The 21,920-nt window shown below is 45.4% G+C and carries 23 protein-coding genes; 9 read left to right on the top strand and 14 right to left on the bottom strand.

The features are described from left to right. The first annotated feature begins 255 nt into the window (after positions 1 to 255). The 3 genes from glpX (at position 256) to AC3CHU_RS01090 (ending at position 2,496) form a co-directional block, all read left to right on the top strand. Positions 256 to 1,263: a class II fructose-bisphosphatase gene (gene glpX / locus AC3CHU_RS01100; RefSeq protein ID WP_004729697.1), complete on the top strand. Its 1,008-nt coding sequence runs from the start codon at positions 256 to 258 to the stop codon at positions 1,261 to 1,263. 162 nt (positions 1,264 to 1,425) lie between these two features. Then, entirely contained in the window at positions 1,426 to 2,046 is a 621-nt protein-coding gene (locus tag AC3CHU_RS01095) for a helix-turn-helix transcriptional regulator (protein WP_488524955.1), read from the top strand. A 102-nt stretch (positions 2,047 to 2,148) separates the two neighbouring features. After that, complete coding sequence (locus AC3CHU_RS01090) at positions 2,149 to 2,496, top strand: DUF3135 domain-containing protein (RefSeq protein ID WP_488524954.1); 348 nt, start codon at positions 2,149 to 2,151, stop codon at positions 2,494 to 2,496. Between the two features lie 116 nt (positions 2,497 to 2,612). On the opposite strand, the gene AC3CHU_RS01085 is transcribed toward AC3CHU_RS01090, so the two are convergent. Beyond that, on the bottom strand, positions 2,613 to 3,035 hold the full coding sequence (locus tag AC3CHU_RS01085) for a DUF805 domain-containing protein (RefSeq protein WP_010435371.1): 423 nt from the start codon (positions 3,033 to 3,035) through the stop codon (positions 2,613 to 2,615). A gap of 86 nt (positions 3,036 to 3,121) precedes the next feature. Then, positions 3,122 to 3,469 (bottom strand): 5-carboxymethyl-2-hydroxymuconate Delta-isomerase, encoded by a 348-nt coding sequence (locus tag AC3CHU_RS01080; RefSeq protein ID WP_017077592.1) that lies wholly within the window; start codon positions 3,467 to 3,469, stop codon positions 3,122 to 3,124. 249 nt (positions 3,470 to 3,718) lie between these two features. On the opposite strand from AC3CHU_RS01080, the gene tpiA reads away from it, so the two are divergent. After that, on the top strand, positions 3,719 to 4,489 hold the full coding sequence (gene tpiA, locus AC3CHU_RS01075) for a triose-phosphate isomerase (RefSeq protein WP_004729704.1): 771 nt from the start codon (positions 3,719 to 3,721) through the stop codon (positions 4,487 to 4,489). Positions 4,490 to 4,640: 151 nt separating this feature from the next. After that, the gene (locus tag AC3CHU_RS01070) at positions 4,641 to 5,834 is read left to right on the top strand and encodes an ISL3 family transposase (RefSeq protein ID WP_488524348.1); all 1,194 of its coding nucleotides are present in this window, start codon (positions 4,641 to 4,643) and stop codon (positions 5,832 to 5,834) included. A gap of 64 nt (positions 5,835 to 5,898) precedes the next feature. Here AC3CHU_RS01070 and AC3CHU_RS01065 read toward each other — a convergent pair whose 3' ends face one another. Together AC3CHU_RS01065 and AC3CHU_RS01060 are read right to left on the bottom strand one after the other, a co-directional pair. Next, positions 5,899 to 6,492 carry a uracil-DNA glycosylase family protein gene (locus AC3CHU_RS01065; protein ID WP_488524953.1) on the bottom strand — a complete coding sequence of 198 codons (594 nt, stop codon included), beginning with the start codon at positions 6,490 to 6,492 and terminating at the stop codon, positions 5,899 to 5,901. Next, the gene (locus tag AC3CHU_RS01060) at positions 6,492 to 7,418 is read right to left on the bottom strand and encodes a D-2-hydroxyacid dehydrogenase (RefSeq protein WP_488524952.1); all 927 of its coding nucleotides are present in this window, start codon (positions 7,416 to 7,418) and stop codon (positions 6,492 to 6,494) included. The genes AC3CHU_RS01065 and AC3CHU_RS01060 overlap by 1 nt, the downstream gene beginning before the upstream one ends. Positions 7,419 to 7,489: 71 nt before the next feature. Here AC3CHU_RS01060 and AC3CHU_RS01055 point away from each other — a divergent pair, with 71 nt between their 5' ends. Further along, a complete protein-coding gene (locus AC3CHU_RS01055; RefSeq protein ID WP_054548251.1) occupies positions 7,490 to 8,077 on the top strand; it encodes a YjaG family protein in 588 nt (195 codons plus the stop codon). A gap of 80 nt (positions 8,078 to 8,157) precedes the next feature. On the opposite strand, the gene AC3CHU_RS01050 is transcribed toward AC3CHU_RS01055, so the two are convergent. Continuing rightward, entirely contained in the window at positions 8,158 to 9,309 is a 1,152-nt protein-coding gene (locus AC3CHU_RS01050; protein WP_017077566.1) for a CNNM domain-containing protein, read from the bottom strand. A gap of 270 nt (positions 9,310 to 9,579) precedes the next feature. Here AC3CHU_RS01050 and hupA point away from each other — a divergent pair, with 270 nt between their 5' ends. Both hupA and AC3CHU_RS01040 read left to right on the top strand, forming a co-directional pair. After that, the gene (hupA, locus tag AC3CHU_RS01045) at positions 9,580 to 9,852 is read left to right on the top strand and encodes a nucleoid-associated protein HU-alpha (protein ID WP_004729753.1); all 273 of its coding nucleotides are present in this window, start codon (positions 9,580 to 9,582) and stop codon (positions 9,850 to 9,852) included. A 47-nt stretch (positions 9,853 to 9,899) separates the two neighbouring features. Then, positions 9,900 to 10,598 (top strand): DUF1481 domain-containing protein, encoded by a 699-nt coding sequence (locus AC3CHU_RS01040; RefSeq protein ID WP_054548250.1) that lies wholly within the window; start codon positions 9,900 to 9,902, stop codon positions 10,596 to 10,598. A gap of 170 nt (positions 10,599 to 10,768) precedes the next feature. On the opposite strand, the gene purD is transcribed toward AC3CHU_RS01040, so the two are convergent. Together purD and purH are read right to left on the bottom strand one after the other, a co-directional pair. Further along, the gene (gene purD / locus AC3CHU_RS01035) at positions 10,769 to 12,058 is read right to left on the bottom strand and encodes a phosphoribosylamine--glycine ligase (protein WP_488524951.1); all 1,290 of its coding nucleotides are present in this window, start codon (positions 12,056 to 12,058) and stop codon (positions 10,769 to 10,771) included. A gap of 282 nt (positions 12,059 to 12,340) precedes the next feature. Further along, positions 12,341 to 13,933, bottom strand: coding sequence for a bifunctional phosphoribosylaminoimidazolecarboxamide formyltransferase/IMP cyclohydrolase (purH, locus tag AC3CHU_RS01030; RefSeq protein ID WP_488524950.1), 1,593 nt, complete (start codon positions 13,931 to 13,933; stop codon positions 12,341 to 12,343). Between the two features lie 325 nt (positions 13,934 to 14,258). On the opposite strand from purH, the gene zntR reads away from it, so the two are divergent. Continuing rightward, entirely contained in the window at positions 14,259 to 14,699 is a 441-nt protein-coding gene (gene zntR / locus AC3CHU_RS01025) for a Zn(2+)-responsive transcriptional regulator (RefSeq protein WP_171308893.1), read from the top strand. A 90-nt stretch (positions 14,700 to 14,789) separates the two neighbouring features. Here zntR and fis read toward each other — a convergent pair whose 3' ends face one another. The 7 genes from fis to acs all read right to left on the bottom strand — a co-directional run bounded on the left by fis (position 14,790) and on the right by acs (position 21,900). Further along, positions 14,790 to 15,086, bottom strand: a complete 297-nt coding sequence (gene fis / locus AC3CHU_RS01020; RefSeq protein WP_004729744.1) for a DNA-binding transcriptional regulator Fis — start codon at positions 15,084 to 15,086, stop codon at positions 14,790 to 14,792. Between the two features lie 23 nt (positions 15,087 to 15,109). Next, entirely contained in the window at positions 15,110 to 16,078 is a 969-nt protein-coding gene (gene dusB / locus AC3CHU_RS01015; RefSeq protein ID WP_237291044.1) for a tRNA dihydrouridine synthase DusB, read from the bottom strand. 140 nt (positions 16,079 to 16,218) lie between these two features. Next, on the bottom strand, positions 16,219 to 17,106 hold the full coding sequence (gene prmA, locus AC3CHU_RS01010) for a 50S ribosomal protein L11 methyltransferase (RefSeq protein ID WP_114634090.1): 888 nt from the start codon (positions 17,104 to 17,106) through the stop codon (positions 16,219 to 16,221). A gap of 188 nt (positions 17,107 to 17,294) precedes the next feature. Beyond that, positions 17,295 to 18,638 carry an acetyl-CoA carboxylase biotin carboxylase subunit gene (gene accC / locus AC3CHU_RS01005; RefSeq protein ID WP_065207430.1) on the bottom strand — a complete coding sequence of 448 codons (1,344 nt, stop codon included), beginning with the start codon at positions 18,636 to 18,638 and terminating at the stop codon, positions 17,295 to 17,297. A 15-nt stretch (positions 18,639 to 18,653) separates the two neighbouring features. Beyond that, positions 18,654 to 19,103, bottom strand: coding sequence for an acetyl-CoA carboxylase biotin carboxyl carrier protein (accB, locus tag AC3CHU_RS01000; protein ID WP_488524949.1), 450 nt, complete (start codon positions 19,101 to 19,103; stop codon positions 18,654 to 18,656). Positions 19,104 to 19,177: 74 nt separating this feature from the next. Then, a complete protein-coding gene (gene aroQ, locus AC3CHU_RS00995; protein WP_004729735.1) occupies positions 19,178 to 19,627 on the bottom strand; it encodes a type II 3-dehydroquinate dehydratase in 450 nt (149 codons plus the stop codon). Positions 19,628 to 19,950: 323 nt separating this feature from the next. Continuing rightward, complete coding sequence (acs, locus tag AC3CHU_RS00990; protein ID WP_004729734.1) at positions 19,951 to 21,900, bottom strand: acetate--CoA ligase; 1,950 nt, start codon at positions 21,898 to 21,900, stop codon at positions 19,951 to 19,953. Positions 21,901 to 21,920 lie beyond the last annotated feature (20 nt).

Below are 21,920 nucleotides of genomic sequence, written 5' to 3'. Positions count from 1 at the left end.
CAGAGCAAGGATAAACACTCAATATATTCGATATTTTGCGCCATTCGATGAAAAAAACAGCGCTTTTTACCGAATATTGACGTGAATTATTACTACCGCGACAACAGACTGATTATTTTGATGAATATTACCTGTTTTCACCCGCAAATTGATCAAGAGCAATCCCAAAAAAACAAAAAGGCAAACGTTTCCTTTGGGATATGGTAAAATTCGCCGCGAAATTTCTATTCCCCTTTTGAAAATTTTGGAGTCCGCATGAAACGCGATTTAGCAATGTCATTCTCTCGTGTCACTGAAGGTGCAGCACTAGCTGGTTACAAGTGGCTTGGCCGCGGCGATAAAAACGCTGCAGATGGCGCTGCTGTAGAAGTAATGCGTAGCCTACTGAACAAAACCGAAATTAGCGGCGAGATCGTTATCGGCGAAGGTGAGATCGATGATGCACCTATGCTATACATCGGTGAAAACGTCGGTATTGGCGGTGATGCAGTAGATATCGCCGTTGACCCAATTGAAGGGACACGCATGACAGCAATGGGTCAATCAAATGCATTGGCTGTCTTGGCTGCAGGCGAAAAAGGTAGCTTCCTAAAAGCACCTGACATGTACATGGAAAAATTGGTTGTTGGTCCTGGCGCAAAAGGCGTGATTGACCTAGAACTGCCGCTGACAGAAAACCTAGAAAACATTGCGAAAGCACTAGGTAAAACACTCGATACACTGGTAGTAACGACACTGGCTAAGCCACGCCATGATCAAGTGATTGCCGACATGCAGGCGATGGGCGTTCGTGTATTCGCAGTGCCAGACGGTGATGTTGCTGCTTCTATCCTCACGTGCATGCCAGACAGCGAAGTCGACGTAATGTACTGCATCGGCGGCGCACCTGAAGGCGTGGTTTCGGCTGCGGTTATTCGCGCACTCGACGGCGACATGCACGCACGCCTGCTTCCTCGCCATGAAGTAAAAGGTGATACAGAAGAGAACCGCAAGCACGGTGAGCTTGAACTAGAGCGTTGTGCTGAAATGGGCGTAACGGCCGGTATCGTGTTGAAGATGGAAGACATGGCTCGTAGCGACAACGTTGTGTTCTCTGCAACCGGCATTACTAAGGGTGACCTTCTAGAGGGCATCACACGTACAGGTAATATCGCAACCACAGAAACACTGCTTATCCGTGGTCGCTGCCGTACGATTCGCCGCATCAAATCTATCCATTACCTAGAGCGTAAAGACCCAGAAGTAATCGGTCACATCCTATAGACCTAAACTCGCTCAAGCAGAACATTCGAAGGCTGATACCAAGTATCAGCCTTTTGTTTTATTGGTCATCAATAATCTGTGCATTTCACCTGCACCATAGTAAATGGTTTGCTTTATAAACACCTTGCCTCATAATAGTAAGGTTCATGAGGTAGAGATAGTATGAAAACAAGCGACAAAATCTTACAGACCATTAAGCGTCAAGGCGCGGTAACCGCGAAACAGTTGTCAGAAGAATTTGGCATGACGACAATGGGTGCAAGGCAACATCTGCAAAGTCTGGAAGATGACGGTATTCTTGCGTTTCATGATGTTAAAGTAAAAGTGGGTCGCCCGACTCGCCACTGGTCCCTGACTCAACAAGGCCATGGTCAATTTTCAGATCGACACGGTGAACTCACCATTCAAGTGATCGATGCTGTCGAGAACCTGTTTGGTAAAGAGGGGTTAGCTAAGGTTGCGGCCGAGCGCGAACAACACACCCTTAAGCAATATCAAACCGCGCTGTCTGATTGTGAATCGCTGAGCAGCAAGCTTAAAAAACTCACCCAGCTGCGTGAAGACGAAGGCTACATGGCTGAACTTCAAGAGCATGGCGATCACTACATCTTGATCGAGAACCACTGCCCTATCTGCAAGGCTGCGACTCGCTGCCCTAGCCTGTGCCAATCTGAGCTCAATGTTTTCAAAGAATTACTCAAAGATGAATGTCATGTGAGCCGCACTGAACACATCATTACTGGCGAGCGTCGTTGTACTTATACCCTAACGCCAAGTTACTGATCCTGTCTCAATATTGAGAAAACACCAATAGATTAAAATTTGTACAAATTTCTTTCTTAAGCTTAAAGCATATGAAACATGCTTAATGCTAAGGAAGGAATCATGGCACATCCACAGCCCAATCAAAAACTGCCCCCTTTTGATGAACTGGTCCAACTCGCGAAAAGCGATCCGAAAGCATTCGATCAATTCAAACACGAGATGTGCGAACAGATGATTTGCTCAGCCTCAGAGACCATGCAAAACAGGCTTCGCGCTCAACAAAGTCATATCGATTTAATCGTCAGCCGCTGCAAGAATCCACATCACGCTAATGTTGTTCTGATGCAAGAGCTGCGCTGTCAGGTCTGTAAATTCCAAGATGCACTCAAAGGCCGCTGCGATTTTGAAGAATCTCTGCCTGAAAATGTCGTGCCTTTCAGGCCAAATACAGAGCCAAAAATGTACTAGCTGTTTAAATGTACTAACCGTTGAAATGGACTAGCGACAACAACCCATTAAAAGAAAAACGCCTTAAAAAAAAAGGGAGCACAATGCTCCCTTCTTATTTCTCAATCATTCAATCTTTACACTGGGTCGTCACCGTAATCATTACGGCCTTCTGTTCCCTTGAGCAATCCACATTCAATCAAAATCCATAAACCACATACTAATGCTGCAACCGTTGCTGCCATGTGAACTGGTGATACCGACTCTGTTGTCGTTGCTACCATTGGCGAAGCCAAACGCCCAAGCACGAGTGGCACGTTCAACAACAACCAGTAGTTCGATTTATTGCGGTCGTGCCAGCGTTTAGCGGTAATTGCAAGATCTGGGATAACCAGCAACAGTAGGAAGATTGGTAGCAGGATATAGGAATATGCAGGGAACAGAACAGAAATACCGGAAGCAAAACCAGTAATCGCTACATAGTAGAAAACATTCCAAATCCAGTAAGTCTTACGACCAATTCTCCCCTTGAAAGAGAGCAGTAAATCTTTCATCGACATCTTAAATACTCAAAAAATTAATACGCTACCAAAAAGTTAGCAGCAAATAGTCAGTTAATCACTTTTAGTTAGTTGATTCTTTTTAGCTAGTTCATCACTTTCTGAAAGCAACTTTTATCCATATCTCGTATGTTGACCGTTAGGCTACGGATATGGCTTGCCTGTTCTTGTAGGGTTTGCATCAACAAACGCGACAATTCTCTTTTCTGTTCTTCGGTACGTCCTGAAAGTAACTCAAAGCTAATATGAACAAAATCCACATTGTCCTCTTCATCACCGACCAACCAGTTATGGCAGCGCAGTGAACGAGACTTCACAGAAGGTACATCAAACAAACCACAGTTTAATGTAACTTGATGAAGATCTTCTAGTAAACCTTGGATATTCACTCGCTCATCCACTGAATTTGAGTACTCTAGAACTAGATTCGGCATTATTACTTCCTATTGTTAACGCAATCGTTTGTCCCTTAATAGCAACTAACGATGAAAAATCCGAGAAGTTAGCTATTATTCTGTCTGCCGGATCACTGATATATGCTCAAAATCTACTCTGACCATTGAGTAAGATCCAAGAAAGTCATGACCACAGTCATGATCTGTTGATATTATTCTGTTATATTATTTCGTAATAAAGTTTACTTTTTTACATTCGATTTATTTAAATACTTTGGAGATATTCCTATGCGTCATCCTGTAGTTATGGGTAACTGGAAACTAAACGGCAGCAAAGAAATGGTTGTTGATCTACTAAACGGTCTTAACGCTGAACTTGAAGGCGTAACAGGCGTAGACGTAGCAGTTGCTCCACCAGCACTTTTCGTTGATCTTGCTGAGCGTACGCTTACTGAAGCGGGCAGCGCGATCATCCTAGGTGCTCAAAACTCTGACCTAAACAACAGCGGTGCATTCACTGGCGACATGTCTCCAGCAATGCTTAAAGAGTTCGGCGCATCTCACATCATCATCGGTCACTCTGAGCGTCGTGAATACCACGCTGAGTCTGACGAATTCGTTGCTAAGAAATTCGCATTCCTAAAAGAGAACGGCCTAACTCCAGTTCTTTGTATCGGTGAGTCTGATGCACAAAACGAAGCAGGCGAAACTGTTGCTGTATGTGCTCGTCAACTTGACGCTGTTATCAACACTCAAGGTGTTGAAGCTCTTGAAGGCGCTATCATCGCTTACGAACCAATCTGGGCTATCGGTACTGGTAAAGCAGCTACAGCTGAAGATGCACAACGCATCCACGCTCAAATCCGTGCACACATCGCAGAGAAATCTGAAGACGTTGCTAAGAAAGTTGTTATCCAATACGGCGGTTCTGTTAAGCCAGAAAACGCAGCAGCTTACTTCGCACAACCAGACATCGACGGTGCTCTAGTTGGCGGCGCAGCTCTAGACGCGAAAAGCTTCGCAGCTATCGCTAAAGCAGCAGCTGAAGCAAAAGCTTAATTTAAACGTCACCGTTTAAATTGAATGAAAGGTCAACTTAGGTTGGCCTTTTTTATGGTTCATCGCGGATTAGCGGGAACTAAAAACAAAAACGGTAGTAAGTGATATGGTTTAGTCGCCAAACAAAAATCATACACAAACTACCGTTTCTATGCCGAATCATACTTTCCTATCTTCATTCTGGGAAGGCTTTCAAATAGTAAAGTCTCTCCAGACAGCATCACTTATTACCCTGACTCTTAAACCTAGCTCTGAGGCTAAATGCCTTTGTGGTCTTGAGGCCGAGGCTATCCATGAGTATCAATGGCGTCACGTAAAGGATGCCATGTTGCTCGGTGTGCCTGTTGAACTTTCCGTTCAAACTCGAAGGATTAAGTGTCGTGACTGCGGCATAAAAACAGAATCTCTCTCTTGGTTAGAGCCTTATGCTCGTATAACAAAGCGCCTAAAAAGCTATATAGAACAACTGCTACCCCTGCTTCCCATTAAGCATATATCCCAAATTACGGGCGTTCATTGGCACACCATTAAAGAAATAGATAAACGCCGACTTCGACAAGTGGTGCCGCCAGTGAAATGGGGTGAGCTAAAGCAGCTCGTGATGGATGAGTTCGCCATCTTTAAAGGGCATCGATATGCCACCGTCATCGCTGATGCGAAGACTCATCAAGTCATTTGGGTTGGATTAGGCCGCAGCCGCAAGGACATACGGCCGTTCTTCGAGCAGCTAGGCGAGAATGGGGTAAATATCGAAGCAGTAGCGATGGACATGAATACGGCTTTTGACCTTGAAGTTCAAGCGCACTGCCCGAACGCAAAAATCGTTTACGACTTATTCCATGTTGTTGCTAAGTTCGGTCGCGAGGTGATGGATAGAGTCAGAGTCGACCAAGCCAACAAACTCAAGCAAGATAAAAAAGCGAGGCAATGGGTGAAGCGCTCACGGTGGGTACTGCTGAAAAATAGAGGCAACTTAAATACACGTCAAGATAGCTATCTTACTGAAATATTGAATATCAATAAGGACTTAATGACCACTTATATACTCGGAGCCCAACTCAAAGAGCTTTGGTATTGTGAATCCGAAGGGCACGCGAAGGGGCTCTGGGACACGTGGTGGGAACAAGTGCAAGAGAGTGGAATTAAGCCATTGAAAGAGTTCGCACGAAAACTGAGTCCTTATCTTCACGGCATTATCGCATCGGCAAGTTATCCGTTGAACACCTGCACACTGGAAGGGATAAACAACAAGATAAAGTTAATCAAGCGAATGGGGTATGGGTATCGAGATACAGACTACTTCTTCTTGAAGATAAAAGCGGCTTTCCCCGGAAAGCCGCGATGAACCTTTTTTATTACCTTTTTATCCGCATCCAATATCGGCTTCATCATCGTGGATGTGCAGCTAATTAGGTATTTGGATCATGGTAGGCCAAATGCTCCGAGATGTGCTTTTGGATGTAAGGAATAACGTCACTCTCAAACCAAGGGTTCTTCTTGAGCCAGATATTATTGCGTGGCGAAGGATGAGGTAGAGGCAAAAACTCAGGCGCCCACCTTTGCCAATCACGTACGGTTGCGGTCAGTGTGCTGATGGTTTTGTTTGTTAGGTAATGGTTTTGTGCGTACTGACCAATCAGCAGTGTCATTTGGATGTTGGGTAGCGATTTCAGCACTTTGTTATGCCAAAGCTCCGCACACTCCTTACGTGGTGGGAGATCGCCACTCTTTCCCTTTCCCGGATAACAAAACCCCATAGGAACAATCGCGACTTTTTGTTCGTCATAAAACGTATCGCTATCTATCCCTAACCATTCTCTTAATCGTTCGCCACTGGCATCATTCCAAGGGATCGATGACTCATGAACCTTGATGCCGGGTGCCTGCCCAATAATAAGCAAGCGCGCGTTTGGATGCGCTTGAATCACCGGGTTAGCACCGTGTGATAGGTGAGGCTCACAAGCTCGGCATTGTCGAATCTCTTTGAGTAACGATGAGGACATCAGTAGCCTTTATCAAAATCGATGACATGGTTCAGTTTAAAGCCATCTCGCCACTGTTGGTAATTCTCGGCGAAAATCTCAACCACCTGCCTTGGCTCACTCAGCGCTGCAATGTGCGGGGTGATGGTCACTTGCGGCAATGTCCAGAAAGGGTGTTCCTGCGAGAGGGGCTCATTTTCAAACACATCCAAGAAAGCGTGCTCAACCCATTTATTCTTAATCGCAAGCAGCAAGGCTTTGTTATCTAAGCTCTCTCCTCTGCCAACATTAAAGAACAGCACATTCGAGCAGTAACTTAAGGTCGTTTGATTGAGTAATTGATAGGTTTCAGCTGTTGATGGCAAGGTGTTAACCACAATATCCGCTTGCTTAAGGGCAGCCTCTACCTCATTGATGTGGAAAGTGTCTTTAAAGGTCTCTTGCTTTGATGGAATGCCGGTACGGTTGACTCCAATGGTATGAATACCAAAAGCAGCTGCGGTTTTCGCTAAATGACTACCGATTGAACCTGTCCCTAAAATCACCATGGTTTTGTCAGTTAGGCTAGTATATAGCTGTGGTTGCCAGCTTCGTTGTGCTTGTTGCTGGTGGTAGTGAGGGAAGTGTCTACAGTGGCTGATAGTGTAACCTAACACGTATTCAGCAATCGCAGGGCCGAAGATGCCTTTGACGTTGGTCAGCGTATAATCTTGACGCAGATCCGGCTGAGTGAGTTTATTGATTCCTGCGTAGGTACTCTGCACCCAGTCTAGATGTTTAAACTCATTAAGTCGCTCCGCGATTAAAGGAGGAGAAGCCAGCACGATCTCAGCTAATTCGGGGTTTTGAGTGATTTCGAGGTCAGGTAACCCTTGGTTTAGAATCAGTTGCGTATAAGTATCGTCATGCTCAGTAAGAATATAGAGCTTATTCGTAAAATTGTTCATCGGCCTACCTTTTCCATCCTAGGTTTATCAAGTACACTTTCGCTGTCTTTTTCTGCAATTATTGAGTGACTATGCTTCAGAATCCACTGCAGGTTCGTCTAGAAAAGTTAGAACCTTGGCAACAAATTACCTTTATGGCGTGTCTATGTGAGCGTATGTACCCTAACTATGCCATGTTTTGTGAGAATACAGAATTTGCGGAAGCTCGAATCTATCGTGATGTTTTGGATAGCATTTGGGAAATCCTAACCGTTAAAACGGCAAAGGTGAATTTTGAGCGTCAACTTGAGAAAGTCGAAGAGCTATTCCCAAGTGGAGATGATTTTGATTTTTACGGTGTTTACCCTGCGATGGACGCGTGCCAAGGCTTGGCAACGTTAATTCATGGCTTACTTGATCGTGAACATCTGCTTGAAACTGTAATTAAAGTGAGTCAACAATCGGTGAAGACGGTTGCTGAGCTTGAGTTTGCTCAAGGCGCTGAAGAAGTGACAAACGAAAACCAGAAAGAAAACGAAGCGGTGTGTGAAGAGTGGGACGTTCAGTGGGCCATCTTCCGACCTCTACGTGAAACGACTGAGCGTGACCTAGATCTGATCAAAGATCTACGCCACGAACTGCGTGAAGACCCAGTAAGTAACATTGGTGTAGCGTTATAATTCGCTATAGCACCAAAGTACGAATAAAAACAAAGGCTCCCTAGGGAGCCTTTGTTGTATCTGACGGTATCAAATTGAGATTAAGCGTCTTTTTTGTCTTCTTTTTGAACCTTGTCTTCATCCGCTGACTTTGAGTCTGAGGTGTCGTTGTCTGTTAGAGTTTTTTCCTCTAGCTCGTCCTCTTCATCGCGGTTTTCGATAACACCGTGTGTTTCTTTCCATTGTTCCCAACGTTGAAATGCCAGTTCTTGCATGTCAGTTGTCTTATCTGCCTCGTCGACGATCTCTTCGCCCACTAGGTGCTCAAAGATATCTTCTAGGGTGATGATGCCCTGAATCGTACCGTATTCGTCAACCACTAAGGAAAGCTGCAGGCGGTTTGCCATCATTTGGTCAAAGGCTTTAGCCAAGCCCATATTGTTCAGCAACACGTGGATAGGGCGCATTACTTCACCCAGAGCTTTCTCGCCACAACCCGCTTGTTGTAATCTAAACAGCTCCAGACGGTGTACAAAACCAATGATGTTGTCAGTTTGCTCGCTGTAAACCAATGGGCGCGAGAATGGTGTGTCTTTGTGTTGCTCTAGGAACGTATTCACGCTCATTTCGGCATCGACGCGGAATACAACAGGGCGCGGCGTCATTACTTGAGTCACGGGCACATCTTGAATGCCTAATAGGTTGCTCAGAATTTTTGATTCGCCTTCAGCAAATTCACCACTTTCTTTTGCCAAAATAGCCATTGCAGACAGCTCATCACGCATTTTTGGTGCTTGGTGGCCACGAGCAAGACGTTTGGTGATCTGTTCTGAGAACCAGACAAACGGTGTTAGAAAGAAAACCATCCAGCGAAGTACGTTTGATGATGCTGGAGCAAGTTGGCGCCAGTAGGTTGCACCAATGGTTTTTGGAACAATCTCAGACAAAACCAAAATACCCAAAGTCAGTACGGCAGAGAATACACCTAACCATTGGCTACCAAAAACCACAGCCGCTTGTGCACCTGCCGTCGCAGCACCGATTGTGTGCGCGATGGTGTTGAGCGTTAAAATTGACGCGAGTGGGCGGTCAATGTCTGTTTTCAGTTTGTCTAAAGACTCTGCTGCAGGGTGCCCATTTTGTTTTAGTTGAGCAATATAACTCGGACTAATACTCAAAAGTACAGCTTCTAAAACAGAACAAATGAAAGAAACTCCAATAGCAATGGAGACGTAAATAGTTAGCAGCAGCATGTTTGCCCTTAAATTAAATTGTACGCTTTAGCAGCGATTCAGCGTGGATTATAGAGATAAAGTAGTGGCTAGGTCATCATTAATTTGCCTCTCAGCCCCTTTTAAACAAGGGCTTGCTCAATAAAATCAGTAACAAATTGTGAGTTATTACTCATATTATGGCTAAAACTACGGCATTAGAGCTAAAGATCGACGACAAACCTTTGCCAGATGGGGCATTTATGTTTTAGAGTAAATTGAATTCAAAAATACAAAGAAGGGAAACCTAAAATGAACAAGACTCAATTAATCGACTTTATTGCTGAAAAAGCGGACCTTTCTAAAGCACAAGCTAAAGCTGCTCTAGAAGCGACTCTTGGCGGTGTTACAGATGCTCTTAAAGATGGCGATCAAGTTCAGCTAATTGGTTTTGGTACTTTTAAAGTAAACCACCGTGCAGCTCGCACTGGTCGTAACCCAAAAACTGGTGATGAGATCCAAATCGCTGCTGCAAATGTTCCAGCATTTGTTGCAGGTAAAGCGCTGAAAGATTCAGTGAAATAATCTAAACTGTACCGAGGTAGTCGTATTCCACCTCGGTACAGGTTTTTATGAAAAAAGCATTTCTTCTCGTTTCACTATTATCTACATTCCTCATTGGCTGTTCATCAACCAGCCCCAGCAAAAACCTAGAGCAATTTGAAACTCACACCGGCGGCCAAGTCATGGGCGACGCGACAAGTTTCTACTGGGTCACCAACAAGCTAACACAACCTCATACTTCTGCTGACTATGTCACCATGGGCGATTACGGCTGGTACAAAACTGACTATGTTTGGTCGGAAGATGTGCTTCGTGAATTTGTACGTGAAGGTGAGCTACGCGATGATTCACTTGCGTTGGTTCCATATCGTGTACATGTGCGCTTTAATCAGTCTGGTGAGGCTGTGTATCAACAGTATCGTATTGGTAAAAAAGTATTACCGTTACAGTCAGTTCAACTCGACAGATATAAACAGGAAGCGACATCCGTTCTCGATGTTACCGAGAAGCAAAATGATGAAGGGTTAGAACTTTTGCAGGGCTATTGGAATGGCAAAACGTTTCAGACTTGTTCTGGTAAACAGTTTGATGACTTTGAGTTCAACCAAACATTGCCTAATTTTGTGATTAACCGTTTATCGTCTGTAGAGAGCTATGGTGCTTTTGTCGGTAAAGCGTCTTTGAGAAAATTGTCGGTTGCTGAGTTTTTGATATTGGCAGATGAAAATCATGAGTGTGTATCAAGGCCCTCATTGCTGAAAGAATAGAGATCGCTTGAACAGTATCAGAGTATTTGGCCTACTATAGGCAAAGTGCTGATTAGTCAGTACAAGTTCCACTAATCGATAAAAAAGGCGCCTGTTGAGGCGCCTTTTCTTTTATTCAATTGCAGTCATTCATTTGCTGATATTCGAATCTAGCCGAATGATGATGTTGATTACTGCTCTTGCTCGCGCGCAATCGCACGGTAACCGATGTCATTGCGGTGGAACATACCATTCCAGTTAACTTGCTTAGTTAACGCGTAAGCGCGCTCTTGAGCCTCAGAAACCGTATTGCCCAGTGCTGTTGCACAAAGTACACGACCGCCGTTTGTCACAACGTCGCCAGCTTCATTATTTGTGGTACCCGCGTGGAAAACCTTTTGGCCTTCAACTTCGCTTGTTGGTAGTGAAATAACGTCACCTTTTGCGTAGTCAGCAGGGTAACCACCAGCCGCAAGAACAACACCGATAGAAGCGCGTGGATCCCACTTCGATTCTGCTTCGTCGAGCTTCTCGTCGATAGCCATTAGGCAAAGTTCAACAAGGTCTGACTCCATACGCATCATGATAGGTTGCGTTTCTGGATCACCGAAGCGGCAGTTGTATTCGATAACTTTAGGTGTGCCGTCAGCATCGATCATTAGGCCAGCGTAAAGGAAACCTGTGTAAGGTGCGCCTTCCGCGTCCATGCCACGTACCGTTGGGTAGATAACTTCCTCAAGGATACGGTTGTGGATTTCTGGAGTTACCACTGGAGCTGGAGAGTAAGCACCCATGCCACCTGTGTTAGGGCCTGTATCTTTGTCGCCAACACGTTTGTGGTCTTGGCTGGTGGCCATAGGAAGGACGCTAGAACCATCAACCATTACGATGAAGCTTGCTTCTTCGCCTTCAAGAAATTCTTCGATAACCACGCGGCTGCCTGCTTCGCCAAAGGCGTTGCCCGCTAGCATGTCTTTGATTGCGTCTTCTGCTTCTTCAAGTGTCATCGCAACGATAACGCCTTTACCCGCGGCAAGACCGTCAGCTTTCACTACGATTGGAGCGCCTTGCTCGCGAACGTAAGCGATAGCTGGCTCAATCTCAGTGAAGTTTGAGTAGTAACCTGTTGGGATCTCATGACGAGCTAGGAAGTCTTTAGTGAATGCTTTAGAGCCTTCAAGCTGTGCTGCGGCTTGAGTAGGGCCAAAGATTGGCAAACCTACTTCGCGGAATGCATCAACCACACCGATAACCAATGGTGCTTCAGGACCCACGATAGTCAGTTCGATTTTCTTCTCTTGAGCAAACGCGACTAAACCTGCGATGTCTTCAACACCGATGTTTACGTTCTCAAGTTTAGGCTCTAGCGCAGTACCTGCGTTGCCTGGAGCAATGAATACTGTTTCAACGTTTGGGTTTTGTGCCGCTTTCCAACCAAGTGCATGCTCACGACCGCCGGCACCGATAATAAGTACATTCATGTTTTAAAATCCTTATAGCTGCTTCAGAGCCTTTATTTCTGTGTCAAACATGCTCACTTATGTTCATAAGCTCCGCGTGTTTTCCTTGAACTAAAGTCGCTGACTTGCTCTACGTATTTCAAATATCGGAATATTTAAAAAACAAAATTATAAGTTTTGCTCAAAGTAGTTGGTGATGTGGCTAGGCAGCAATTGAGCCCATCCCCGGGAGCATAGTCCGCTATGCTCCCGGGGTGGGCGAAAGCAGCTAACGACGCCACAGTGCCAAATACGAAGAGGAAATTAATGGCGGAAGTGACGCATGCCCGTAAAGATCATCGCCATGCCGTGTTCGTCTGCTGCAGCGATAACTTCGTCATCACGCATAGAGCCGCCCGGTTGGATAACACACTTGATGCCAGCTTCTGCTGCCGCGTCGATACCGTCACGGAATGGGAAGAATGCATCTGATGCCATCACACAACCTTCAACCTGTAGACCTTCGTCTGCCGCTTTGATGCCTGCGATTTTCGCAGAGTAAACGCGGCTCATTTGGCCAGCGCCAACACCAACCGTCATGTCACCTTTCGAGTAAACGATAGCGTTAGACTTAACGTACTTCGCTACTTTCCAGCAGAATAGAGCATCTTTTAGCTCTTCAGCCGTTGGTTGACGCTTAGAAACTACTTTTAGGTCATCCTCAGAAACCATGCCTTGGTCGCGGTCTTGAACTAGCAAGCCGCCGTTAACACGCTTCACGTCAAAGCCAGTCGTCTTCGTTGTCCACTCGCCACACTCAAGTAGGCGAAGGTTTTTCTTAGCTGCGACGATTTCTACTGCTTCAGCAGAAACAGATGGTGCAATGATAACTTCAACGAATTGACGCTCAGTGATAGCCGTCGCTGTTGCCGCGTCTAGTTCACGGTTGAAAGCGATGATGCCGCCAAATGCAGACGTTGGGTCTGTTTTGAATGCACGGTCGTAAGCTTCTAGGATGTCTTCACCTAGTGCAACACCACATGGGTTAGCGTGCTTAACAATCACACATGCTGGCTGATCGAACTCTTTCACACATTCAAGTGCTGCGTCAGTGTCAGCGATGTTGTTGTAAGAAAGGGCTTTACCTTGAATTTGGCGAGCAGTCGATACTGATGCTTCTTCAGGGTTCGCTTCAACGTAGAATGCTGCTGCTTGGTGGCTGTTCTCACCGTAGCGCATGTCTTGCTTCTTCTCGAACTGTTGGTTGAACGTGCGAGGGAATTTACTCTCTTCATCGCCTTCCTTGTTCGCGCCGTAGCTAGGAACCATAGTGCCGAAGTAGTTAGCGATCATGCCGTCGTAAGAAGCGGTGTGCTCAAATGCCGCGATAGCGAGGTCGAAGCGAGTCTCTAGGGTTAGAGATTGCTCGTTAGCGTCCATTTCAGTGACAACGCGCTCGTAGTCGTGTGCGTTTACAACGATCGTTACGTCTTTGTGGTTTTTCGCTGCAGAGCGAACCATTGTAGGGCCACCGATGTCGATGTTCTCAACAGCGTCAGCAAGGGTACAACCTTCTTTAGCAACGGTTTCTGCGAATGGGTATAGGTTTACAACAACCATATCGATAGGGTTGATACCGTGAGTTTCCATCACGTCATCATCTTGGCCACGACGGCCTAGAACACCACCATGAACTTTAGGGTGCAGAGTCTTAACACGGCCATCCATCATTTCTGGGAAACCAGTGTAGTCAGATACTTCTGTAACAGAGATGCCTTTTTCAGCAAGCAGGCGAGCAGTGCCACCGGTAGATAGGATATCTACACCACGGTTAGCAAGAGCTTGTGCAAATTCAACGATACCAGTTTTGTCTGATACGCTGATGAGAGCGCGGCGAATTGGACGAGCGTTATTCATGCTTCCATCTTCCTCAAATTCATGGGGTTAAAATAAAGATATTTGCCAAAAAAGAACTTGTTTCTATCTTCTTAGCGTGGATTATCTTAGATACCAGTAAGAGATAAAATATTGGCCAGTTTTGGTAAAGACCTTTTGGGTTAGTCTTATGATTAAGCTATAAGATAACCAACTCCAAATTTGATGGCGCAGATTCTAACTAATTTATTACAAAAAAGCTCGCGCAATCGTTTGGCATCTCAAAATTAATTATGAAAAGTGCCATTTCAGCCTGAAAAGTAACGATAAGGTTAATTGTGGAATGGACGGAACAGTAGGAAAAAACATGTTTCAGATAGGTGAATTAGCGAAACGATGTGGTGTGACAGCCGATACCTTACGATTTTATGAGAAGAATAACCTGATCGCGCCAGCCAGTCGCAGTGAGTCGGGTTATCGTCTATATGATGAAAATAACCAGAAACAGGTGACGTTTATTCTCAAATCTAAAGCGTTGGGACTGAGTCTGGACGAGATTAAAGAATTGCTTGAGATTCGTCTCGAAGCCACACAGCACAGTTGCGCCGAAGTGAAATCAATTACCTCAGCAAAACTAGAGATGATCGATGAGAAGATTTCCGAGTTAACCAAGATTCGCACGGCGCTTAAAAAGATTAATGATGCGTGTTGTGGCCACGTAGACGACGATGCAAGCCATTGTTCTATTCTGGCAGCCTTGGATTCAGCAAACGTTGATAAAGAGCGCTGCTGTCGCACTGGAGAGTAATCAGCCACCTATTACGGTTCGACAAGCCAAAAAAAAGCCAAACTCAAAAAATGAGCTTGGCTTTCCATTCAATAAATTACGAAAGAACGATTAGTTCATGCCGTATTTTTTAAGTTTCTTGCGAAGAGTACCGCGGTTAATACCCATCATGGTTGCTGCGCGAGTTTGGTTACCGCGAGTGTACTGCATGATAGTGTCTAGTAGTGGCTGTTCAACTTCAGCTAATACTAATTCGTATAACTCGCTGACTTCTTGACCGTTTAATTGAGCAAGGTAATTTTTCAATGATGCTTTAACTGAGTCACGTAGTGGTTTCTGCGTGATTTGGTCTTGTGATGTAACTGTAGTTACTGTCAATGCTTCTGAAGTCAGATTTTGTTCGAACATATTCGGTCTAGCTCTTCTCGTAATTATGGTGCAACGTTATCAAAAAAACCTTCTAGCGCTTCAAGCTGCAGATCACCTGCTTCGAATGCGTTGAAGGTACGGCGAAACTCACTCGCTTGTTCATGTTCTTTTAGGTACCAACCCACATGCTTACGAGCAATTCGGGGGCCTAAAAACTCGCCATAAAACTTATGTAGAGCGTTCACATGACCAAGCATGATGTCTTTCACTTCCGAAATCGGGAGCGGGTCCATCGTGGTGCCGTTTTCCAAATAGTGTAGGATTTCGTTAAAAATCCAAGGACGTCCTTGGGCAGGTCGACCTATCATTAAAGCATCAGCACCGGTGTACTCCAGCACAAACTTCGCTTTTTCCGGACTATCGATATCACCGTTAGCGATAACCGGAATAGATACTGCTTGTTTCGCTGCTTTAATGTGTTTGTATTCTGCCTCACCTTTGTACATACAAGCGCGAGTTCTCCCATGAAGGGCAAGAGCTTGTATGCCGCAGTCTTCGGCTATTTTCGCGATTTGGACACAGTTTCTGTTATCTGTATCCCAGCCTGTGCGCGTTTTCAACGTTACTGGAACGTCGACAGCATTTACCACCGCTTTCAGAATGTCTTCAATGAGTTCTGGATGCTGCAGTAGGGCTGAGCCCGCAAGCTTCTTATTCACTTTTTTGGCTGGACACCCCATGTTGATATCGATGATTTGCGCACCGTTATCGACATTAAATTGAGCAGCCTCGGCCATAAGCTGTGGATCTGCACCAGCGATTTGTACTGAACGAATGCCCGATTCGCCTTCATGTACCATACGCTGCTGAGACTTTGACGTTTTCCAAACTTTAGGATTGGAGGACATCATTTCACTGACTGCCATCCCCGCACCGTAACGAAGACACAACTCACGGAATGGTCTATCCGTTACGCCAGCCATAGGAGCGACGATTAGATTGTTCTTAAGTTGATAATTTCCGATTTTCAAAAATGTCATCACAGTTCTGTACCAGCAAGGGCGCGCATTTTACGCATTTTTTCGCTGCGTGAAAAGACTAATATTTGAGCATTTACAATTTGTTTTTGTAATTTGTTTAAATTTCAGTCAATTAGCGCTCAAAGTCTTACCTAGCCTTGCTTCTGACCTGAGATTCGACACCATTCTTGTTGTTCAATGATCGGATCAATGTGAAGCTCATCACGATAATAAGTCGCAACATCTTCCGCTTGTGTATCTAAAACACCCGACATCGCAAGTACACCATTTGGCTTAATTAGGCCTTTGATGATGCCTGAAAGGTCGCGTAATGGACCTGCAAGGATGTTGGCAACAACAACGTCAGCAAGCAAACCTTCCGGTTGATCTTGTGGTAGGAACACCTCTAGCTGCTCAGCAACACCATTGCGTTGTGCGTTGTCTTTTGAAGCAAGCAGAGCTTGAGGATCAATGTCGATCCCGATAACTTTTTCCGCGCCTAGTTTGATCGCAGCGATCGCTAAGATGCCTGAGCCACAACCGAAGTCGATCACGGTTTTGCCTGTCAGGTCTAAGCCTTCAAGCCACTCAAGACACAATGCTGTTGTTGGGTGAGTACCCGTACCAAATGCAAGACCGGGATCCAGCATTACGTTTACAGCGTCAGGTTCAGGGATATCGCGCCAGCTAGGGCAGATCCATAAACGCTCACCAAACTTCATTGGGTGGAAGTTGTCCATCCATTCACGTTCCCAATCCTTGTCTTCAATTTGCTCTACTTTATGAGCAAAGTCTGCAGGGAACATGTTGCTTGCTTTAATCTGCGCTAGAACGACACCAGTATCAGTCTCAGCGTCGTAAAGCGCGAGAATGTCAGTATCACCCCAAAGGCGAGTTTCACCCGGCAGAGGCTCAAATACAGGGGTATCTTGTGCATCCAGGAAAGTTACGGAAAGAGCACCAGTCTCTTCCATTAACATGTCGCCGATTTGTTCGGCATTTTCATTGGTCGCATTAAGCTTGATTTGAATCCAAGGCATGGCTGCATCTTCTATATGAGAAAAATTGGATGGGGAGTCTAGCAGAAAATATGAGCAAATTCATCAAAACCCCACGTATTATCATGGGGATTTTAGCTTGCTTTTTCCGGAGCACTAAAAACAAAAATGCTCACCGAAGTGAGCATTTATTAGTGTTCTATAGAGAACTCATTACGGAAGGCTAGCTTCTATTGTAGACCAAGCTTCTTCTCAAGATAGTGGATGTTTGCACCACCGTGTTGGAAGTTTTCGTCGTTCATAATAGCCAATTGAAGTTCAGTATTAACGTTAATACCTTCAACAATCATCTCACCCAATGCGTTCTTCATACGAGCGATAGCGACATCACGGTTCTCACCGTAAGTGATCAGCTTACCAATCATTGAATCGTAGTGTGGTGGTACTGTGTAGCCAGTATAGATGTGAGATTCCCAACGAACACCCATGCCACCTGGAGCATGGAAGCGCGTGATCTTACCTGGAGATGGTAGGAAACGCACTGGGTCTTCCGCGTTGATACGACATTCGATTGAGTGGCCGCGCAGCTTAATATCATCCTGTGTGAATGATAGAGGCTGACCAGCAGCAATGCGAAGTTGCTCTTTCACTAGGTCGATACCCGTTACCATTTCAGTAATCGTGTGCTCAACCTGGATACGAGTGTTCATTTCGATGAAGTAGAACTCACCGTTCTCGTATAGGAACTCAAATGTACCTGCGCCGCGGTAACCAATCTCAAGACATGCGCGAGTACAACGGTCACCGATGTACTTACGCATCTCTTCAGTGATACCTGGTGCTGGTGCTTCTTCCACAACTTTCTGGTGACGACGCTGCATTGAACAGTCACGCTCACCTAGGTGGATAGCATTGCCTTGGCCATCTGCAAGCACTTGTACTTCAATGTGACGTGGGTTTTCTAGGAATTTTTCCATGTAAACCATGTCGTTATTGAAACATGCTTTTGCTTCAGCACGCGTCATTGCGATAGCTTCTGTTAGTTCTTTTTCAGTACGAACAACACGCATACCACGACCGCCGCCGCCGCCAGATGCCTTGATGATTACAGGGAAACCAATGCGCTTAGCGTGCGCTTTGTTTTTCACTTCATCATCATCAAGAGGGCCGTCAGAACCCGGTACACAAGGTACGCCAGCTTTCTTCATTGACGTGATAGCTGACACTTTGTCACCCATCATGCGAATGGTTTCAGCTTTAGGGCCAACGAAGATAAAACCACTGCGCTCTACCTGTTCTGCAAAATCTGCATTTTCAGATAGGAAGCCGTAGCCAGGGTGGATAGCGACTGCACCCGTTACTTCAGCAGCGCTGATGATGCGAGGGATGTTCAGGTAGCTATCGATACCACGAGCTGGACCGATACAAATGGTTTCGTCAGCAAGCAGTACGTGCTTAAGATCGCGGTCAGCTGTTGAGTGAACCGCTACCGTTTTGATGCCAAGCTCTTTACATGCTCGCAGAATACGCAGTGCAATTTCACCACGGTTCGCGATTACTAATTTATCTAACATAATGAGTGCTCTCTATTATTCGATAATTACTAGAGCTTGGTCGAATTCTACTGGTTGACCGTCTTCAACTAGGATAGCCGTTACAACACCAGATTTATCAGCTTCGATTTGGTTCATCATTTTCATTGCTTCAACGATACATAGCGTTTCGCCAGCAGTTACAGATTGACCAACCTTAACGAATGGCTTTGCATCTGGGCTTGGAGCGCCGTAGAAAGTACCAACCATTGGAGAAAGAACTTGGTGACCAGCTGGAACTGCAGGAGCTGCTGCTTCTGCTGCTACAGGTGCCGCCGCAGGTGCTGCCGCTACAGGAGCTGGAGCCGCTGTATATTGAATAGGCGCTGCAGATACAGGGCTGTTACGACTGATTCGTACTGACTCTTCACCTTCAGAGATTTCTAGCTCAGAAATACCAGACTCTTCAACCAATTCGATTAGCTTTTTGATTTTGCGAATATCCATTGTTTCTTTCTCTTTATCTGTTGATTGAACTTACTCTTTGACTGAGTAGGTTAGTAATAGTTCGTTGTTTTTATTTACTTTGCGTTGAGCTTGTTGAGCGCAGCCGTCAAAGCAAATTGATAACCTTGGGCACCTAAGCCACAAATCACACCTTCTGCTTTATCAGATAGGTAAGAGTGGTGACGGAATGGTTCACGTGCGTGAACATTCGATAGGTGAACCTCAATAAATGGGATAGCAACACCAAGTAGTGCATCACGCAACGCCACACTGGTATGTGTGAAGGCCGCTGGGTTGATAATAATGAAATCAACATTTTGATAAGCACTATGGATAGCTTCAATCAGTTCATACTCACGATTTGATTGTAAGTGAGACAGCTCAACATCTTGTGTTTTCGCTTGCTCGGTCAGTGAGCTAATAATCTGGTCAAGTGTTTGAGAACCGTAGTGTGCAGGCTCTCTAAGGCCTAACAGGTTAAGGTTTGGGCCATTTAAAACTAGAATGCGAAACTTTGTAGACATTGTGGGGCTATCTTCCTTTATCGTGTTTACGAATGTGAATGTTGCCATTTTATTGAAAATTTGGGGTTAATTTCCAGTAAGAAAAACCCAAATTTAAAAATTAGAACCAGATTATAGCTAATTCAGCGCAAATCGCAGCAATTTACTGGTCTAATCTCCTATAAGTACAGCATGGAATTGTTATCAACTTAACAAAAAACCACGATTGCTTTAATTTTATCGAAGATATTTGAGATCAAGATCGGCCATAAAAAAACCGCCACATAGGTGACGGTTTCATTATGGTCTGTTTTAAACAGTGATTAGCTAATGTGATGGGTTGCTTATGCCAGTTCAGCTTTCTCTGCAATCAGTTTATCAACCACACTTGGGTCGGCCAGCGTCGAGGTATCACCTAGGTTTCCAGTATCGCCGGTGGCAATTTTACGCAGGATACGACGCATGATCTTACCCGAACGAGTTTTTGGCAGAGAGTCTGTCCAATGCAGGACATCTGGCGTTGCGATAGGACCAATCTCTTTACGTACCCAGTCTTTCACTTCTTTATGAAGCTCTGCAGTTGGGAACTCACCATCATTCAACGTGATGTAAGCGTAAATGGCTTGGCCTTTAATATCATGAGGAATACCGACAATCGCGGCCTCAGCAATCTTATCAAACGCCACTAGAGCCGATTCAATCTCAGCGGTACCCATACGGTGACCTGATACGTTAAGCACGTCATCCACACGACCCGTAATCCAGTAGTAACCGTCTTCATCACGACGAGCACCATCACTCGTAAAGTACATACCTTTAAAGGTTGAGAAGTAAGTCTGTTCAAAACGGTCATGATCGCCATGTACGGTACGCATTTGGCCTGGCCAAGAGTCAAGAATCACAAGGTTGCCGTCTGTTGCACCCTCAATGATGTTACCCATGTTATCAACCAGCGCGGGCTGTACACCGAAGAATGGGCGAGTCGCTGACCCCGGTTTTAGGTCTGTTGCGCCCGGCAGTGGTGAGATTAAGATACCGCCCGTTTCTGTTTGCCACCATGTATCGACAATCGGAGACTGCTCATTACCAATCGTTTTGTAGTACCACTCCCACGCTTCAGGGTTGATAGGTTCACCTACCGAGCCCATGACTCTTAGGCTGTCACGAGAAGTCCCTTCAACCGCTTCATTACCTTTTGCCATCAAAGCGCGAATCGCCGTTGGTGCAGTATAAAGAATATTAACTTGATGCTTATCGACCACTTCACTCATGCGGCTTGTGTTCGGGTAATTTGGCACGCCTTCGAATAGGATTGTTTTTGCGCCATTGGCAAGCGGTCCGTAAACAAGGTAAGTGTGACCAGTAATCCAGCCCACATCTGCTGTACACCAGAAGGTTTCGCCTTCTTGGTAGTCGAATACGTATTTGAAGGTCATGGCTGCATAAACAAGGTAGCCACCTGTGGTGTGCATAACACCTTTCGGTTTACCTGTAGAGCCTGACGTATAAAGGATGAATAGTGGGTCTTCTGCGTTCATCTCTTCTGGTGGGCAATCTGCAGATACATTTGCGATAGCATCATGCCACCACACATCGCGGTGTTCGTGCCAAGCAACATCACCGCCGGTGCGTTTGAATACGACAACTTTCTCGATGTTTTTCACTTCAGGGTTCGTTAGTGCTTCATCCACATTCTTCTTCAGTGGAACTGCACGGCCGCCACGCACGCCTTCATCGGCAGTGATCACGACTTTAGAATTTGAATCGATAATACGACCAGACAGTGCTTCTGGTGAGAAACCACCAAATACGACTGTGTGAACCGCACCGATACGGGTACATGCCAGCATCGCAACTGCAGCTTCTGGAACCATTGGCATGTATAAACAAACCACATCACCTTTGCGTACGCCTTGCTCTTTTAGAGCATTTGAAAACAGGCACACTTCTTTGTGTAGTTCATTAAAAGTTAGTGTTTTGTCATCAGCCGGGTCATCGCCTTCCCAGATGATAGCGACTTCGTCACCGCGCTCAGCAAGGTGGCGGTCGATACAGTTAGCCGAAACGTTAAGCGTGCCATCTTCAAACCAGCGAATATCAATGTGGCCAGGGTCGAAAGAGGTGTTTTTTACCTGTGTGAAAGGCTTAATCCAATCAACGATTTTTCCGTGTTCACCCCAAAAGCCTTCAGGGTCAGAAACAGATTGCTGGTACATGGCTAGGTAAGTGTCATTATCCGCGTGTGTGGTTGATTTAATATTTTCTTTTACCGGATAAACGTGGGCTTCACTCATTGCATCTCTCCTTGTGCCTA

The organism is Vibrio sp. QJM3NY_39 (genome assembly GCF_057785895.1).
Note: the sequence above shows the minus strand (reverse complement) of the source record. Positions and strands in the feature narration are given on the sequence as shown.

Excerpts from the sequence above, each read along its gene's own strand:
- glpX (WP_004729697.1), top strand. The coding sequence starts at position 256 with ATGAAACGCGATTTAGCAATGTCATTCTCTCGTGTCACTGAAGGTGCA.
- AC3CHU_RS01095 (WP_488524955.1), top strand. The coding sequence starts at position 1,426 with ATGAAAACAAGCGACAAAATCTTACAGACCATTAAGCGTCAAGGCGCG.
- AC3CHU_RS01090 (WP_488524954.1), top strand. The coding sequence starts at position 2,149 with ATGGCACATCCACAGCCCAATCAAAAACTGCCCCCTTTTGATGAACTG.
- AC3CHU_RS01085 (WP_010435371.1), bottom strand. The coding sequence starts at position 3,035 with ATGTCGATGAAAGATTTACTGCTCTCTTTCAAGGGGAGAATTGGTCGT.
- AC3CHU_RS01080 (WP_017077592.1), bottom strand. The coding sequence starts at position 3,469 with ATGCCGAATCTAGTTCTAGAGTACTCAAATTCAGTGGATGAGCGAGTG.
- tpiA (WP_004729704.1), top strand. The coding sequence starts at position 3,719 with ATGCGTCATCCTGTAGTTATGGGTAACTGGAAACTAAACGGCAGCAAA.
- AC3CHU_RS01070 (WP_488524348.1), top strand. The coding sequence starts at position 4,641 with ATGCCGAATCATACTTTCCTATCTTCATTCTGGGAAGGCTTTCAAATA.
- AC3CHU_RS01065 (WP_488524953.1), bottom strand. The coding sequence starts at position 6,492 with ATGTCCTCATCGTTACTCAAAGAGATTCGACAATGCCGAGCTTGTGAG.
- AC3CHU_RS01060 (WP_488524952.1), bottom strand. The coding sequence starts at position 7,418 with ATGAACAATTTTACGAATAAGCTCTATATTCTTACTGAGCATGACGAT.
- AC3CHU_RS01055 (WP_054548251.1), top strand. The coding sequence starts at position 7,490 with ATGCTTCAGAATCCACTGCAGGTTCGTCTAGAAAAGTTAGAACCTTGG.
- AC3CHU_RS01050 (WP_017077566.1), bottom strand. The coding sequence starts at position 9,309 with ATGCTGCTGCTAACTATTTACGTCTCCATTGCTATTGGAGTTTCTTTC.
- hupA (WP_004729753.1), top strand. The coding sequence starts at position 9,580 with ATGAACAAGACTCAATTAATCGACTTTATTGCTGAAAAAGCGGACCTT.
- AC3CHU_RS01040 (WP_054548250.1), top strand. The coding sequence starts at position 9,900 with ATGAAAAAAGCATTTCTTCTCGTTTCACTATTATCTACATTCCTCATT.
- purD (WP_488524951.1), bottom strand. The coding sequence starts at position 12,058 with ATGAATGTACTTATTATCGGTGCCGGCGGTCGTGAGCATGCACTTGGT.
- purH (WP_488524950.1), bottom strand. The coding sequence starts at position 13,933 with ATGAATAACGCTCGTCCAATTCGCCGCGCTCTCATCAGCGTATCAGAC.
- zntR (WP_171308893.1), top strand. The coding sequence starts at position 14,259 with ATGTTTCAGATAGGTGAATTAGCGAAACGATGTGGTGTGACAGCCGAT.
- fis (WP_004729744.1), bottom strand. The coding sequence starts at position 15,086 with ATGTTCGAACAAAATCTGACTTCAGAAGCATTGACAGTAACTACAGTT.
- prmA (WP_114634090.1), bottom strand. The coding sequence starts at position 17,106 with ATGCCTTGGATTCAAATCAAGCTTAATGCGACCAATGAAAATGCCGAA.
- accC (WP_065207430.1), bottom strand. The coding sequence starts at position 18,638 with ATGTTAGATAAATTAGTAATCGCGAACCGTGGTGAAATTGCACTGCGT.
- accB (WP_488524949.1), bottom strand. The coding sequence starts at position 19,103 with ATGGATATTCGCAAAATCAAAAAGCTAATCGAATTGGTTGAAGAGTCT.
- aroQ (WP_004729735.1), bottom strand. The coding sequence starts at position 19,627 with ATGTCTACAAAGTTTCGCATTCTAGTTTTAAATGGCCCAAACCTTAAC.
- acs (WP_004729734.1), bottom strand. The coding sequence starts at position 21,900 with ATGAGTGAAGCCCACGTTTATCCGGTAAAAGAAAATATTAAATCAACC.